Annotated in this window: 8 protein-coding genes; 2 read left to right on the forward strand and 6 right to left on the reverse strand. The window is 69.3% G+C overall.

The features are described 5' to 3' along the window. Positions 1-10 precede the first annotated feature (10 nt). Positions 11-2179: a molybdopterin oxidoreductase family protein gene (locus OEB96_RS37475; protein WP_266221692.1), complete on the reverse strand. Its 2169-nt coding sequence runs from the start codon at positions 2177-2179 to the stop codon at positions 11-13. A 20-nt stretch (positions 2180-2199) separates the two neighbouring features. Beyond that, positions 2200-3834, reverse strand: a complete 1635-nt coding sequence (locus OEB96_RS37480; RefSeq protein WP_323137473.1) for an AAA family ATPase — start codon at positions 3832-3834, stop codon at positions 2200-2202. A 32-nt stretch (positions 3835-3866) separates the two neighbouring features. Between OEB96_RS37480 and OEB96_RS37485 the strand changes: the two genes are divergently transcribed. Continuing rightward, positions 3867-4610, forward strand: a complete 744-nt coding sequence (locus tag OEB96_RS37485) for a hypothetical protein (RefSeq protein WP_266221694.1) — start codon at positions 3867-3869, stop codon at positions 4608-4610. A gap of 156 nt (positions 4611-4766) precedes the next feature. Here OEB96_RS37485 and OEB96_RS37490 read toward each other — a convergent pair whose 3' ends face one another. The 4 genes from OEB96_RS37490 to OEB96_RS37505 all read right to left on the reverse strand — a co-directional run bounded on the left by OEB96_RS37490 (position 4767) and on the right by OEB96_RS37505 (position 12441). Next, positions 4767-5942 (reverse strand): hypothetical protein, encoded by a 1176-nt coding sequence (locus OEB96_RS37490; protein ID WP_266221695.1) that lies wholly within the window; start codon positions 5940-5942, stop codon positions 4767-4769. Positions 5943-6074: 132 nt separating this feature from the next. Beyond that, a complete protein-coding gene (locus tag OEB96_RS37495) occupies positions 6075-8396 on the reverse strand; it encodes a TonB-dependent receptor plug domain-containing protein (protein ID WP_266221696.1) in 2322 nt (773 codons plus the stop codon). Between the two features lie 128 nt (positions 8397-8524). After that, positions 8525-11110, reverse strand: a complete 2586-nt coding sequence (locus OEB96_RS37500) for a protein kinase domain-containing protein (protein ID WP_266221697.1) — start codon at positions 11108-11110, stop codon at positions 8525-8527. Then, positions 11110-12441: a coiled-coil domain-containing protein gene (locus OEB96_RS37505; RefSeq protein ID WP_266221698.1), complete on the reverse strand. Its 1332-nt coding sequence runs from the start codon at positions 12439-12441 to the stop codon at positions 11110-11112. Before OEB96_RS37505 ends, OEB96_RS37500 begins: the two co-directional genes overlap by 1 nt. Before the next feature lie 211 nt (positions 12442-12652). Here OEB96_RS37505 and OEB96_RS37510 point away from each other — a divergent pair, with 211 nt between their 5' ends. Next, on the forward strand, positions 12653-15547 hold the full coding sequence (locus OEB96_RS37510; protein ID WP_266221699.1) for a hypothetical protein: 2895 nt from the start codon (positions 12653-12655) through the stop codon (positions 15545-15547). Positions 15548-16171 lie beyond the last annotated feature (624 nt).

Raw genomic sequence — 16171 nt, forward strand, 5'->3', positions numbered from 1 at the left:
ATCCCACGGTCTACGCCGGCCCCACCGTGACCTCGAGCCCGTTGAGCGCCGCGTTGCCGCACAGCTCGTCGATCGCCAGCTCGTCCGTGAGATCGTTGAGACTCACCCCGGCGTGAGCCCGAGCCACGCGCAGCTCGACGCCCTCGCGATCGTGCCCCCAGCCATGCGGCAGGCTGATCACCCCCGCCTTGATGTCGCGGGTGAGCTCGACCGCCGCGGTCACCATCCCCACCCGCGAGCGCACCTGCACCCGCCCCCCATCCTCCACCCCGCGCGCCGCCGCGTCATCGGGATGCATGAGCACCGTGCACCGATCCTTGCCCTTCACGAGCCGCTCGGCGTTGTGCAGCCACGAGTTGTTGCTACGCAGGTGACGACGCCCGATGAGCCGCAGCGGTCTCGCATCGCCACCGTCCACCACTGCCGCCTCCCCGAACGCAGCTCGCAGCCGCTCCAGATCCTCCACGAGCAGCTTCGGCGCCAGCTCGATCCGCCCCTTGGGCAGCCGCTCGAGCAGGCACGCCTTCAGCGGCCCGAGATCCACCCCATGCGGCTCCCCCCGCAGGCGCCGTAGGCTGAGCGCATCCTTGCCCAGGCCAAAGCGCCCCCCGTACGGCCCTGCTCGCAAGCCGAGGTCCACCATCCGATCCGGCCCCAGCCGCAGGAGCGCCTCGTCCATCAGGCGCTGCGCCACCCCCACCCCGCGGAGCTTCTCGAGGCGCTGCTTGAGCTCCAGCAGGATCTGCCAGTCGTGCTTGGCATCCGCCGGCGGCTCGAAGCACGCCTCGGAGAACTTCGCCGTGTTGCGCACGGCCAGCATGTGGAAGATGAGATCGTAGTGGCTCCGCTCGAGCGGCGAGGTGGGCGGCAAGATGATGTGCGCGTGTCGAGTGGTCTCGTTGACATAGAGGTCGACCGCCACGTAGGTCTCGAGCCCCGCGAACGCCTCGTCGAGCCGCGCACCATTGGGCGTGGACAGCACCGGGTTGCCCGCCAGCGTCAGCATCCCGCGGATCTGGCCCGGCCCCTCGGTGAGCATCTCCTCGGCCATGCACGCCACCGGCAGCTCGCCGCCGAACTCGGGAAGCTGGCGCACGCGGCTGCGCCAGCGACCAAAGCTGCCTCGGCCCACGCCGAGCCCCTTGGGCAGGTCCAGCGCGTCGACGGCCGGCGAGGTGAACATCGCCCCCCCGGGCCGATCGAAGTTGCCGGTGACGAGATTGAGCAGGTTGATGGCCCACTGGCACAGCGCCCCGAAGGCTTGCGTCGAGCACCCCATGCGCCCGTAGACCACCCCGCTGCCCGCCTCCAGCAGGCCCCTGGCCAGCCGCCGGGTCACCTCCGCGGGCACCCCCGTGTGCACCGCCGTCTGCTCGGGGCAGAACCCTCGCGCCAGCGCCTGCACCTGCTCGAGCCCGTCGCACACCGACGCGAGATGACCGAGCCGCGCGCCTCCCTCCTCGAGCACCACCTGCAAGAGCGACCACAGCAGCAGCGCATCGGTCCCCGGCGCGATGAACACGTGCTCGTCGGCGATGCGCGCGGTCTCGGTGCGGCGCGGGTCGACCACCACCAGCCGCCCTCCCCGCTCCTGGATCGCCCGCAGCCGCGTCTTGACGTCGGGCGCCGTCATCAGGCTGCCGTTGCTGGCCAGCGGGTTGGCGCCCAGCATCAGCATGAAGTCCGTCCGGTCGATGTCCGGGATCGGCAGCAGCAGCTGGTGCCCGAGCATGAGGTACGACGCGAACATGTGGGGCAGCTGGTCGACGCTCGTGGCGCTGAACCGGTTGCGGGAACGCAGCGCCCGCAGCAGCAGCGGCCCGAACACCAGCGCCCCGAGGTTGTGGACGTTGGGGTTGCCGAAGTACACGCCCAGCGCATCACGCCCGTGGCGCTCCTGCACCGCATGCAGCCGCTCGGCCGCCTCCGCCAGCGCCTCCTCCCAGGTGATCTCCGAAAAGCCGCTCGCGGTCCGTCGCACCGGCCGCCGCAGGCGATCCGGATCCTCGTGGAGGTCCTTCAGCGCAACGGCCTTGGGGCACACGTGACCGCGGCTGAAGGGGTCGTCGTCGTCGCCACGGATGCCGGCGATGCGCTCGCCCTCGAGCTCGATGCGGATGCCGCACATGGCCTCGCACAGGTTGCAGGTGCGGAAGTGGGTTCGCCGACCGTCGTCCATGGCCGCCGGAGTATAGGACCTCACGTCATCAGCTGCTCGGCCGTCACCACCGAATCGATGACCTCGTCGTTCCAGAGGCCCGGCCGCAGGCCATGGGTGGTCACGAGCGTGGTCACGACCTCCTTCTTCGTCCTGGTTCGTGCCCGAAAGATCTCCGCCTTGGTCACCAGCTCCTTGGCGTGTGCCTTCGTGAGCACGAATTCCTCCGCGGCGTACTTGATCTCGCACAGGTTGATGATTCCGTCGGGACGGTCGAACAGCAGATCGACCTGGGCCCCCGCATCGTCGTGCGCTCCGGGCCCCGGGACATGCCTCCACGTCCCCACTTCGTTGGCCATGCCATCGATGCCCAGAGCCCGCTCGATCTGGGCCGAGTGCTTGAGGCAGATGCCCTCGAAGGCGTAGCCGGCCCAGGCCCGGAAAGCGGGACTGCCGGCCTTCGACATCCAGTACTTGCTGCCCCGAGCTCCGAAGCTGGATGCCGGCGCAGGCTCGATCCACCTCAGGTGGAACAGCGAGTACTCGTCGATGAGCCGATAGCTCGTGTTCCGCTTGGTCCGGCCATACGGAACGAAGCGCGCGAGGAAGCCCGCCGCCTCCAGCTCGTCGATCCATCGCGTGGCTCGCCCCCCGCTCTCGAGCCCCGCCGCCGTGATGAGCTCGTCTCTCGACATTCCGCCGCGATTCGTGGCCGCAGCGCGGACGAGGCGCTCGTGCTCGCCTGCATCGTCGAACAGCGAGGCGAACAGGCGCCCGAACTCGTCCTTGAGCTGGCCGGATCGGCTGAAGCAAACGTGGCCGATCGCCTGGCTGGCCGACATGCCGGATGGAACCTGGAGCAGGTAGTAGGGGACCCCTCCGAGCGCCATGTAGAGCTCGAGGGCCTGCATCGTGCCGCGGCGAAGCCCGCGCTTGGCGAGCAGCTCGCGAACCTCGCCCAGCCGAAACGGCTCGAGGCGCAAGCGGTGGGTGATCCGGTTGTGCAGCCCCCCCTTTGCGTTGATGAGTCGATCCAGCATGAACGACGCCGCGCTGCCGCAAAGGACCCACACGAGGTTGGGAACGCGAGAGAGGCGGGCGTTCCACAGGTAGTCGATCGCCGGCAGCAGCCCCGAGCGGTGGGTGGCCATCCATGGGAGCTCGTCGAAGAATACCACGACCGGCTTCGTCGGCTTGCGCTCGGCGGCCGCGATGACCCCGTCTCCGAGCAGCGACAGCGCCTCGCGCCAGTCCGAGAGACGGGGCAGGCGATGGTCGAAGAACGTGCGCTCGAGCTGCTGCTTGAAGTTGTCGAGCTGCACCTCCCGTGGGGCAGTGTGTTGTCCGATCGCCTCGAAGTAGGTCCCGGCGAGAGGCTCGAGGTGATTCCGCACCAGGTGAGTCTTGCCCACGCGCCGGCGACCATAGATGGCAACGAGCGCAGCTCGGTCCACTCGTGCTGCCTCCGACAGGACCCGCCGCTCCTCGACGCGGCCTACGATGCCCTCGGACCCGCGAGCCATGACGCAATCGTGGCCACAGCGCCGAGCGCCGTCAAGTTGTGGCCACCAATCGGACCCGAATGGCGGCCATAACTCGGCAGGGGATCGAGTTGTGGCCACCAATCGGACCCGAATGGCGGCCATAACTCGTCCCTCCCTGCCATTGGCCACCATCCAGATCCCCCAGATCCCAATGGTGCCGCGGCATGCGTGGCGGTAGAGTCGGACCACTGGCCGAGGATGCGATGACCACTGCGCTCGATCCCTCGCTCTACGTCCGCCTCCCTCGCCTGAGCGTCGAGGCCGGCCTGGACCTCGCCAGGGCGCTCTTGCCGTTGGTCCCGTCACGACCGAGCCCGGGGATCGAGCTGACCGCCAAGGCCCTGGCCGTGGCGCTCGCTGCCCTCGAAGCCGCCGTCGGCGCCCACGGCAAGCCCGGGCCCCACCCCACCGGGCGCGACACCGACGTGCGCCTCGACCACGCCTGGCGCTCGATCCACGCGCGCCTCTCCACGTGGACCATCTTCCCGCCGGACGATCCCAATCGGCGCTGTGCCGAGGCTCTGCTCGAGCGCCTGTTCTCCACCGGGCTCGACTTCCTCGAGCTCCACTACCTCGCCGAGCACGCCCAGAGCGAGCAGCGCCTGCGCCTCATCGACGCCGAGGGTCCAACGTCCGAGCTCGACCGTCTCGTGGGCCACCCCTTCGTCGAGGAGCTGTTCGATGCCCACGCCGCCTATGGCGTGGCGCTCGGCATCACCGAGCCCACCGTCACCTCCGAGCCCAAGGCGCTGCTCGGCGAGCCGCTGCGGATGCTCACCGAGGCCATCGTGGCCCATGCCGTGCAACTGCTCGCGTTCGCCGGGCTCTCACCCGATCACCTCGAGCCGGCCCGCCGCGCCCTCGAGCCCATCGCGGCCCTTCACGCCACGGCCCGGCGCCACGAGTGACGGACGGCAAGACGAGCCAGGAACCAGCCAACGGTGGGCAGTGAACGCCCCGGTTCGATCCAACCGGGGCGCCCACCACCAACCTCAGGAGCGGAGGAAGGACCTCGCGCTCGCCTCGGCGAGCGCTCTGGTCGGGCCGCCAATCACGGCCAGGAGCTACGGACAGGGGAACAGGGCGTCGAGCGCCACCACCCCGGCCTGGATGTCGGCGGGGGTCGGCGCGTCGTTCTCGAGCAGTGCGGTCAGGGTCGCCGCCTGGCCGGAGTCGGCGTCTTGTGCCGGCTTGATGAGACCCTGGCCGAACGTCTGCACCCAGGCCCAGTTGGCGTCGGCCTCCGAGCCGCACAGCGGAAGCTGCCGGCCCAGGCGATCGCGCAGCACCACCGCAGCCGCGTGGTTGTTGGCGCGATCGAGCTGGTCGTAGCCGTAGCCGTAGAGCGGATCGGACGTGTCGGAGTCCATGTCGGCCGGCTGCGTGTCACGGAAGCACTTCATCGCCGCGATCCCGTCGAACACCCGCTCGTTGGACATCGGGCTCACATCCATCACGTCGCCACCAAACCCCAGCGGATTGGCTCGGCCCGTGGCGCCATTGTAGTAGGCCCAGCTCGAGTCACAGTCGGCGCCCTTCTCGGCGCGCGGGCAGCTGAACGTCGCCTCCTTGATCACCGACAGGTACATGAACCACCCGATCGCGGCGTCGATGCGGGCCGCGTGCACGGCCGGGTCGCCCTCACCGGTCTGGCCCGCCATGAACGCCTCGTTGATGATGGGTGCGATCTTGGCCGGCCCCGCGCAGCGATCGGGGTAGTTCATCACGTTGGCCTCGATGGTGCACTGCTTGTCGAAGTCGACCCCGGGATCCTGCTCGGCCTCGGGGATGTTGGGATAGTGCACGTCCTCGCGACGGACCGTGCGCGACTCGATGCCCTGGTCGAGCGCATACTGCTCGCGCGCCGCGGTGAAGTCCTCGGGGGTCAGGCCAGCCGCGAAGATCGATCGAATCATCTCCCACGCCTCCACGCGAGCCGCGGCACCCGGCGCCTCGAGCGGGTGGTAGTCCCCGTCGTCGTTGACACAGGCCGGCCACACGTCGTCGGCCGAGCCATTGACGGTGGGAGTGTAGTCGTTCGCGGCGAGGGTGCATGCACTCTCGTCGAGCGCGGGAATCTCCTCGTCCGAGGGCACGCAATCTCCCCCGGTCCCAGTGCTGTCGGCGGAGCCCGACTCGGCGCTCTCGGTGCCGTCCGAGCCCGTGTCGTCGCCGGGACACGCGGCCAGGAGCAAAGCAGTCGAACAAAGCACGGAAAGGTGGAGCAGACGAGTCGTCATGGTGCGGCGACGGTAGCCAGACGGGACCTGCCGTCGTAAGCGGGCTTCCTTGGATCGACCGCGGGTGGATCACCCGTGTGGCCATCGAGGGGATCCACCCGTGCCGACCGAGGTCCAACTCCGAGCTCGGACTCAGAACCCGAATTGCAGCTCGGCCACCAGTCCGCGTCCCGGTCCGTTGGTGCTCGAGCCGTGGTGGCGGTAGGGCGCGTCGGCCAGGTTCTCCACCACCACCGCCGCCAGGATCCACGGCGCGAGCCGATAGCCCGCGCGCAGATCCGCCACCACATAGCCCGGCGTACCGCCCAGCGGGATGCGGGCATCGACGCGGTCCTGGGGAGCCAGCCGCGTCTGCGGCCGTGCCCAGCGAAGCACCCCCACCAAGTGCACTCCCCACCGCTCGCTGCGCCAGCCCGCCTCCACCAGGCCATTGAGCGGAGGAATGCGCGACAGGGGGATGCGCTCGGGCTGCATCGCCTGCCCCGCCCGGGGATTGCGGCCCTCGCCCCACGCATACGAGACCGTGGTCCGCAGGCCCAGATCCCATGGCAGGTACACGCGCAGACCTCCTTCCACGCCCAGCACCTTGGCCTGGCCCTCGAGGTTGACGAGCTGGAAGATCGCACGCGATGCCGAACACGAGGAATCGCCCATCGGGCACTGATCCACCTCTCGTGTGTCCCGCTGGATGAGATCCTCGATCGTCGTGCGAAACGCGAACGCCTCGAGCTCGAACCAGCGATGGTGGGCCAGCGCGCCCACTTCGAGCGACAATGAGCGCTCGGGGCGAAGGCTGGCGTTCTCGTACTGGAAGCCGGGCCCCACCTGCTGGCGCGAGGTGAGGTCGTCGAGGTTGGGCGCACGAAAGCCCTGGTCCACGTTGAAGACGAACGTCAGCCACGGCACGGCATCGGCGGCGATGCCCGCGTTGCCCACCGCGGTGGCCCACTGCCGGTCCACCGGGCTCGAGCTGGTCTCGGGCTCGCCTTCGGCGTGGGCCACCACCAGCGCGCCCCGTCCCCCCGCTCGCAGCCGAATCGCATCGAGCAGCTCGGCGTGCACCTCGGCCCAGGTCCCCGAGGTCATGTACTGCGCCCCGTCGAGGTACTGCCCGCGCGGGCGCTCCACCGAGATGTCCACGTCCGTGAAGATGATCTCCTCGGCGCTGTCGAGCCGGTCGTAGTAGAGATCGAGGCCGTAGCGTGCCCCCAGCGATGCCCACGGGGCCAGCTCGAAGTCGCGGGTGTCGATCACCACGCTCGTGCCCAGCGTGTGCACGTCGTCCTCGCCCTCGAGCCGCGTGGTCGAAGGGCTACCGCGCCGCTCCTCTCGCAGCTCGTGCTGGCGCTGGTACGACACCGTCGCGCGTGCACGCTCGGCCGCCGCCGGGCCATGCTTGGTCTCGTAGGCCCCGTAGGCCAGCGTGCGGAACTGCTCGAGGTACGTCAGGCACTCGTCCTGCGGGGCCGTGGGGGGCGGGCACTTGTCGGTGCGCGGTGCGTCGTACTGTCGATAGTCGTAGTAGCCCAGCGTGAAGCGATGACGACGTCGCGGCTGCCAAACCAGGCGCACGTCGTCGGTGAGCTCGCGAAAGCCCGTGCCGAGCTGGGTCTCGTCATCGGGGCCGAACACGGGCGGCACCGTCTGTGGCTGCCCCGTCTGCGGTGCGATCACCCGCCCACCCGAGCGGAGCTGGCCCACGTCGCGGTAGCCCGCGCCCACGATCACGCCGAGCTTGCCGCGCACCGAGAGACTGGTCTGCGCCCGCCCGCCCACCTCCGCATCGGCCGTGGTCGTCCTCATCATCACCCGTGGGTGCACCACCACTGCACGCCCCGGCTCGAGCTTCGGCTCGATAGGGCTCGCGATCAGGGCTCCGCCGATCGCATCCGACCCCCACCGCGTGGACGCGCTGCCGCGCTGGATCTCGAGGTGATCGACGGTGCGCGAGTCGATGGTGAAGAAGTACTGGTTGGGACCCTGGCGGAACGTGCTGTTGTTCAGGCGCACACCATCGAAGAACATCGCCGTCTGCTGGCCGGTGAGCCCGCGCAGGTAGGGCGAAGCCTGCCCATGAGCGGTTTGCTGGATGTACACCCCCGGCTCGCCGCGCAGCGCATCGGGGGCGGAGCGAGGCAGACGCTCGGTCAAGTCGGCGGACGAGACCACCGACGCGGCGCGGTCACGCTGGGGCTCGGGTCGGCGAGGCTTGACCACGACCACTCGGCGCTCGTCGTCGGGCTCGGAGGAGCCGGGCGCGGCTCCCGGGGGACTGTCGCCGCCGTAGGACGAGCTCGCCGGTGGAGCCGGCGTGCCCTCGACGGGAGCGGCGGGCTCGTCGGCCGACGCCTCCTCGGCCACGAGAACATCGGTGCTCACGTCGACCGACGCAGGCTCGGCCCACGCGACCCACGAGGTCAGAAGGGCGACCGCCCCTGCGCTCGCCACCGGCACGGGGCGCCATCTTGGTGCATCCACCGCGGGATGTCTCCCGGGGGAGTCCCCGGGGTCATACGGGGGGATCCACCCGTGCGCTTGCGTTCAGCTTCGCGCACGGGTTGGGTGCGGGGGCGATGATCGGCTCACAGGGTGACCGGCAGCTTCACGAAGTCGGTGGGCTCGTCGCGGGGCAGCATCTTGAAGCGCTCCACGTGCTTCTCGGCGCAGGCCTTCACCGCGGGGTCCTTGTTTGCCGCGCCCTTGACGGTGACCTTGGGCTTGAACAGCCGGCCCTTGTCGAGCACGTACTCGGCCGTCACCTCGATCGAGCCCTCCATTCCCGCTCCGCAGCGCTTGAGCTTCTTGGCCAGCGCGGCACGCAGCGAGCGATTGGTCACCGCGGGCTTGTCGGGATCGGTCGGGGTGCCAGCGGCCGGGGTGCCAGCGGCACTCGGCGGCGTGTCTTCGAGCGCGAGCGCGGAGTCGTCCTCGCCGCCCGTGGCATCGTCGCCCGTGCTGCCCGTCGCGTCGGTGTCTCCCGTGCTTCCCGTTGCTTCGGGCTCGTCCTCGGCGCCCGTCGAGCCCGCGACCGTGGGCTCGGGCGCCGCGTCGGCGACCTTGAAGTGGTGCAGCTCGATCACCACCTCGCCGGGGATCGTCGCCTCGATCACCTTGGTCGCGCGCTTGGCCTGGCCGTAGCCATCCGAGAGCCGGGCCGATGGCTGGTAGGTGCCCTCCGAGAGCCCCACGATCTCGAAGATCCCCTCGTCGTCGGTATAGACCAGCGGATCGAGCCCAGGACCTTGACGACCGGCCTGCACTCGCGCCGCTGCGATCGGCTCGCCGCCTTCCTCGTCGATCACGCGCCCGATGATCTTCGACTCGCGGCGCAGCACCAGCGCGAACGGCTCGTCCGATCGCCCCTGGGCCACGAGGTCGGCGTACCCCTCGGCCCATGCCACCACGCTCAGGTCCCCTTCGCCCGTCCACAGCGTGAACTCGCCCTTGCCGTCGGCCACCGCCAGCGCGCGCACGGGGCCCACCACCGCCACCTTGGCGCCCGCGATGGGCTCGCCGGCCTTGGTCTCGACGGTGCCGCGAACCTCGGTGCCACCCGGGGCGAGCACCACCTCGAGCTTCTCCAGCCTGCCCTCGGGCTGAAGCGTCAGCGGGTAGCCGTCGCGCTCGAGCACGCTCTGCGGCAGGAACCCGCGGGCGAACGCATGCAGGTCGTAGAATCCGGGCGGCACCTCGTCGAGCACGAAGCGGCCCTGGCGATCGGTCTGGGCGCACTTGGGCCGGCGTCGCAGCTCCGCGGGCGCGCGAGGATCGACCATCCACGCACACACCCGGGCTCCGGAGAGCGGTCGCTCCTTGTCGTTGAGGATCCGTCCTGCCATGCGACCGACCTCGAGCGTCCAGGGTTGCGCCGGTAGGAGCTCCTCGAGCGGTACTGGCTCGCTGGGAATGGCCTCGGTCTCGCCCTCCGCTCCGGCCGCCACCGGCGGTGGGCCCATGCGTCCGGTCAGGGGGGGAGCCCCGAAGGGATCGGCAAACGGGTCGTACTGCTTCTCCGGCGGCGGGAGCAGCCGTAGCGGCTCCGGCTCCGGCTCGTCCTCGAGCGACTCGCCCGATGCGTCGTCCTTGGCGGTCTTGGTCGTGTTGCTCGCGATCTCGTCGTCCGTCTGCCGCGAGTGCTTGATCCACTGCGTCACCGCGATCGCGGCCCCGAACAGCAGCACCGCAGCGATGACCGGTCGTACCCATCGTGGCGACTTCTGCTCGACGTACCCGGGGAACGTCGCCGAGGTTCCGATGCGCGGGACGGTGCGGCTGCCCTCGATCGTTCCGGGCACCTCCACCAGCGGCGCGAGCACGGCCTCGATGTCCACCATCGCCTGGAACCGCTCCTCCGGCTTCTTGGCGATCGCACGCAGGATCACCTCCTCGACCTCCGGCGGAAGGTCTGGCGCCAGCTCGCTCGGCGGGCGCGGGGCCTGCTGCTGGTGGGCCAGCATCACCTTCATCATGTTCGACTCGCGGAACGGCACCTGGCCGGTCAGCAGCTCGTACATCATGATCCCGAGCGAGTAGACATCGGTGCGGGAGTCGACGTGATCGGCCATGATCTGCTCGGGCGCCATGTAGAGCACCGAGCCGATGATGTCCGACGCCCCGGTGAGCGCGGTGACCTTGTTGCTCTCGTCCTGGAGGTTGGCGATGCCGAAGTCGAGGATCTTCACGAAGTCCGGCTCGTCGCCGGCCTTGGGGTCGAGCAGGAAGCAGTTGGCGGGCTTGATGTCGCGGTGCACGATGCCCTGGGCGTGGATCGCCGCGAACGCGCGCACCACCTGCAGGATGATCCAGCCCGCGCGCGACCACGGCAGCGCGCCCGTCTCGCGCAGCAGCTGCGAGAGATCGCGGCCCTGCAGCAGCTCCATCGTGTAGTAGAGCTCGCCGGTGGGCAGGTGGCCGAAGTCGAGGATCTTGACCACGTTGCGGTGGTCGATCGACGACGCCGCCCGGGCCTCGCGTTCGAATCGCTTGGCCGCCGTCTCCTTGGTCGCGTACTCGGGCAGCAGCACCTTGAACGCCACCGCGCGATCCAGCTTGACCTGCTGGGCCTGGTACACCGTGCCCATGCCGCCCCGACCGAGGCGGCGAGTGATCCGGTAGCGCTCGTCGACGACGTCGTCGACCTGTAGCTCGATCGTCTTGGCGTCGGACATCAGAACCTCGTGGTGAGAGACAGGTGGACCTGTGAGCGGGACACCGAGGGGGTGAGGGCGAGCTTGTCCTGCCCGCCGCGCGCGCCCTTGGGGCGGCGGTTCTTGACGAGGATCACCGCGCCTGCGATGCCCGTGGCCAGACCGCCGGCCAGCAGCACCGAGCCGCCCACGCTCATGCCGAGGGTGCGGACCTGGAGGTCGTCGCGGAACTGCTGCAGGTCGCGGTCGAAGTCGTCGCGGGAGTAGGCGTCGCCGTACATCTGCTCGAGCGCGTCGGCCTCGGCCTGCTCCGCGTCGCCCGAGCGGCGGGCACCGGGGGCAAAGGCCAGGCCCTCGCCCATGACGCCCGCGCCGGCGGCCGTGGCCACGGCGCCCGTGGCGAGGAGGATGATGCCGAGCTTGCGCTTGCGCGCTCGTGCGGTGTCGTCCTTGGTCTCGGCGGCTAGGCGCTGGCGCTCTTGCTCGAGCTCTTGCTGGCGCTTGCGCTCGGCCTCGGCGCGGGCGGCCTCCTCTTGCTCCTGCTGGCGAGCGAGCTGCTCGTCCTGGAGGCGTCGCTGCTCGTCGCGGATGCGGTCTTCGAGCTCGCGCACCCGCTGCTGGACGAGCGCGCCCTCGCTGCTCTGGTCGTCGGGGGGGCGCTTGCTCTGGAGCTCTTCGAGCGTGCGCTTGGCGGTCTCGAGCTTGCGCAGGTTGGGCTCGATGTCGTCGACCTCTTCCACGCTGGCGTCGTAGGCGATGACCTGCGCATTGGCGGTCTGCAGCGCGATGCGGGCACCGACCGACCATTCGTGCTGCTGGTACTCGAGCGCCTCGATGGCTGCCTCGGAGTACTCGGTGGCCTCTTCGAGCTTGCCCGCATCGAGGGCCTCCTTGGACTTGGCCAGCGGATCTCGGATCGCTCGCAGCTGCGCCATCTTGAGCTCGATGCTCTTGCGCAGGGACGCGCGGTTGTCCGGGCCGGCTTGTTGCAGCCAGTAGTCGAGGACCTCGATGCCCGAGTCGAGGTGGGCGACGTTGCCGTCGAGCTGGAACGCCTGCACGTAGGCGTCGGCCGACAGACCCGCCGCGCGAGCACCCTCGTTGGCGCGCTGCCCCTTGGGCGAGAGCGCGTCGAGGGCGTTGCGGTAGGCCTGGCCGGCCCCCACGAAGTCGGAGGTGCGCTCGCGGGCTTCGCCCGTGCGGAGCCAGGCGGAGGAACTCTTGGGCTTGGCTGCGGCGGGGGCCGGACCCGGGGCCGCGAGCGCGGTGGTGGTGGCGAGGAAGGGAGGTAGCGCCAGCGCGACCGCGAGGAAGCAGGCCGCGGGCGAGGAAGGGAACGCTACGAGGGGCATACGAAGGAGGGCGCCGGGAAGTGGCGGGTGGTGGCAGAATTAGCACGGGCGGATGGGTTCTCGTCAAACGTATCGACCAACGCGCGCTCTTCGCTTTCGGGGACGGCACGAGTGAGGTGGGGGACCCTTCGTGCAGCCGGAGATGTCCTCGTCGTGACAGATCGGCCGGGGCGAGTAGAGGTTGATCATGGGGTGTGGTTAGAGTCCGAGCATGCTGCCCTGGCGTGCTCTGGTGGGTTGGGTTGTGATCGTGGTGCTGCCGCTGGTGTTCGCGGGGTGTCGGCTTGGTCCGCCGAATGCGGATGACTACGTGCTGGTGGATACCGAGGGGACGAGCGAGGCGGGCGGAGTGGCCCCGTCGTCGGGTGGTAGCGAGTCGGGAACCACGACGGCGGAGACCCAGGGGTCGGGCTCGGGGAGCGGGGACACCGGGGGCGAGCCCGTCTGCGGCGATGGCCTCGTGGAGGGAGACGAGGAGTGCGACGACGGCGGGGAGTCACCCGGCTGCAATGCCGACTGCACGGCTGCGGTGTGCGGGGATGCGCTCGTCAACGTCGCGGCGGGGGAGCAGTGCGACGACGGCGGGGAGACCGAGACCTGCGATCTCGACTGCACCTTCGTCGCGTGCGGCGATGGGGTGACCAACGTTGCGACGGGGGAGGAGTGCGACGACGGTGAGGAGACCGAGACGTGTGACGGCGATTGCACCTTCGTCGCGTGCGGCGATGGGTGGCACAACGCGATCGTGGGCGAGGAGTGCGACGACGGCGGGCAGTCTGCGCTGTGCGATGTCGACTGCACCCTGGCGTGGTGCGGCGACGGGATATTCAACGCCAGCGCCGACGAGGAGTGCGACGATGCGGGTCGCACGGCGGCGTGCGACACGGACTGCACGCTCGTGGATTGCGGGGACGGGTACGTCAATGCCGCCGCGGGGGAGCAGTGCGACGACATGGGGAAGTCGGTTACGTGCAACTCCGACTGTTCGGTGGCCTGGTGTGGCGATGGCATCACCAACGCGACCGCGGGTGAGGCCTGCGACGACGCCGGGCCTTCGCTCGGATGCGATGCAGACTGCACGGTCGTCGAGTGCGGGGACCTGGTGATCAACGACGTCGCGGGTGAGGAATGCGACGACACGGATCTCGCAGGAGCCTCCTGTGCCGGCGAGGGCTTCGACGACGGCGCGCTGGCCTGTGATCCGGTCACGTGTCAGCTCGACACCACCGGGTGCTTCTCGTGCGGCGATGGGGTGATGAACCCGCCCGCAGAGCAGTGCGATGGCGGCGACCTCGGCGGGCAAACCTGCGTCTCCCAGGGTTTCCTCGGAGGAACGCTCGTTTGCGACGGTGCGTGCGGTTACGATGTGAGCGGGTGCTGGAACCAGCCCGGCGTTCCCGTGCTGATGCTGGGCTTCTCGCAGGTCAAGCGCTTCGATTTCAGCTGGGCGGCCGTGCCGGGGGCGGACTACTACCAGCTCGAACAGAGCGTTGCACCCGGGGAGCCGTTCGTACAGCTCGGGGGGGATGTCCTCGGGACGGCGGTGTCGCACGAGATGCCGCTGCACTTCCGGTGGCAGGCGAGCTATCGGCTGTGGGCGTGCAACGCGGTTGGGTGCACGGACTCGGCGGTCGTGGACGTGGTGGGGTCGCTGGCGGAGGCGGTGGGGTACTTCAAGGCCTCGAACACCGAGGCCAGCGACTCCTTCGGGTGGAGCGTGACGCTGTCGGGCGACGGCAACACCCTCGCCATCGGCGCCTACTGGGAAGACAGCAACGCAACCAACATTGGGGGCAACCAGGCCGACAACAGCGCCAGCATCTCGGGAGCGGTTTATGTGTTCGTTCGAGACGGCGCAGGGGCATGGTCGCAACAGGCCTACGTCAAGGCCTCCAACACCGAGACGGCCGACCGGTTCGGCACGAGCGTCGCGCTGTCGGGAGACGGCAACACCCTCGCCGTGAGCGCCTACGGGGAAGACAGCAACGCCACGGGCACCGCGGGCAACCAGGCCGACAACAGCGCCAACAGCTCAGGAGCGGTCTACATATTCGTGCGTGATGGCGCAGGGGTCTGGTCCCAGCAGGTCTACGCCAAGGCCTCCAACACCGGGGTGGACGACCGATTCGGGCATAGCGTAGCGCTGTCGGGAGACGGCAACACCCTCGCCGTCGGCGCCTACTTGGAAGACAGCAACGTCACGGGCATCGGAGGCAACCAGGCCAACAACAGCGCCAATGGCTCAGGAGCAGTCTACATATTCGTGCGTGATGACGCAGGGGTCTGGTCCCAGCAGGCCTACGTCAAGGCCTCCAACACCGGGGCAAACGACCGGTTCGGGTGGAGCGTGGCGCTGTCGGGAGACGGCAACACCCTCGCCGTCGGCACCACCTTGGAAGACAGCAACGCCACGGGCATCGCGGGCAACCAGGCCGACAACAGTGCCACCGACTCCGGAGCGGTCTACGTGTTCGGGCGTGATGGCGCAGGGGTCTGGTCCCAACAGGCATACGTCAAGGCCTCCAACACCGAGGCACACGACTACTTCGGCCATGACGTGGCGCTGTCGGGAGATGGCAACACCCTCGCCATCGGCGCCTACGGAGAAGGCAGCAATGCGACGGGCATCGACGGCAATCAGGCCGATGACAGCGCCTCCAACTCAGGAGCGGTCTACGCATTCGTGCGTGATGGTGCAGGGTCCTGGTCGCAGCAGGCCTACGTCAAGGCCTCCAATACCGGGGCAAGCGATTGGTTCGGCTATGACTTGGCGCTGTCGGGAGACGGCAACACCCTCGCCGTCGGCGCCTACTTGGAAGACAGCAACACAACCGGCATCGGCGGCAACGAGGCCGACAACACCGCCTCCGCCTCAGGAGCGGTCTACGTGTTCGTGCGCGATGGCGCAGGGGCCTGGTCGCAGCAGACCTACGCCAAGGCCTCCAACACCGGGCCGAATGACCACCTCGGCCATAGCATGGCACTGACGGGAGACGGCAACACCCTCGCCGTCGGTGCCCCCTTGGAAGGCAGCAGCGCAACGGGCATCGCGGGCAACCAAGCCGACGACAGCGCCGATGAGTCCGGTGCCGTCTACCTCTACTGATCTCCAACCTCCACCGATGCGCATCGCCGGACGACCGAGGGCATCTGCTCGGACCAGGCAACCATCGGATCACGGAAACAGCGTTCTCATGGCGAACGTATCGACCAACGCGCGCTCTTCGCTTTCGGGGGACGGCACGAGTGAGGCGGGGGACCCTTCGTGCAGCCGGAGATGTCCTCGTCGTGACAGATCGGCCGGGGCGAGTGGAGGTTGATCGTGGGGTGTGGTTAGAGTCCGAGCATGCTGCCCTGGCGTGCTCTGGTGGGTTGGGTCGTGATCGTGGTGCTGCCGCTGGTGTTCGCGGGGTGTCGGCTTGGTCCGCCGAATGCGGATGACTACGTGCTGGTGGATACCGAGGGGACGAGTGAGGCGGGCGGAGTGGCCTCGTCGTCGGGTGGTAGTGGGGAGTCGGGATCCGGTTCCTCGGCGGAGACCCAAGGGGAGGGCTCCGGGACCGGGGACACCGGGGGCGAGCCCGTCTGTGGTGATGGCATCGTGGAAGGGGGCGAGGAGTGCGACGACGGCGGGGAGTCGGCGAGCTGCAATGCCGACTGCACGGTTGCGGTGTGCGGCGATGCGCTCGTCAACCTCGCGGCGGGCGAGCAGTGCGACGATGGCGGGGAG

It is taken from the genome of Paraliomyxa miuraensis (assembly GCF_026337845.1).
Lineage (GTDB): Bacteria > Myxococcota_A > Polyangia > Nannocystales > Nannocystaceae > Paraliomyxa > Paraliomyxa miuraensis.

Coding starts and splice junctions, on each gene's coding strand:
- OEB96_RS37475 (WP_266221692.1), bottom strand. CDS start 2,179: ATGGACGACGGTCGGCGAACCCACTTCCGCACCTGCAACCTGTGCGAG.
- OEB96_RS37480 (WP_323137473.1), bottom strand. CDS start 3,834: ATGGTGGCCAATGGCAGGGAGGGACGAGTTATGGCCGCCATTCGGGTC.
- OEB96_RS37485 (WP_266221694.1), top strand. CDS start 3,867: ATGCGTGGCGGTAGAGTCGGACCACTGGCCGAGGATGCGATGACCACT.
- OEB96_RS37490 (WP_266221695.1), bottom strand. CDS start 5,942: ATGACGACTCGTCTGCTCCACCTTTCCGTGCTTTGTTCGACTGCTTTG.
- OEB96_RS37500 (WP_266221697.1), bottom strand. CDS start 11,110: ATGTCCGACGCCAAGACGATCGAGCTACAGGTCGACGACGTCGTCGAC.
- OEB96_RS37505 (WP_266221698.1), bottom strand. CDS start 12,441: ATGCCCCTCGTAGCGTTCCCTTCCTCGCCCGCGGCCTGCTTCCTCGCG.
- OEB96_RS37510 (WP_266221699.1), top strand. CDS start 12,653: ATGCTGCCCTGGCGTGCTCTGGTGGGTTGGGTTGTGATCGTGGTGCTG.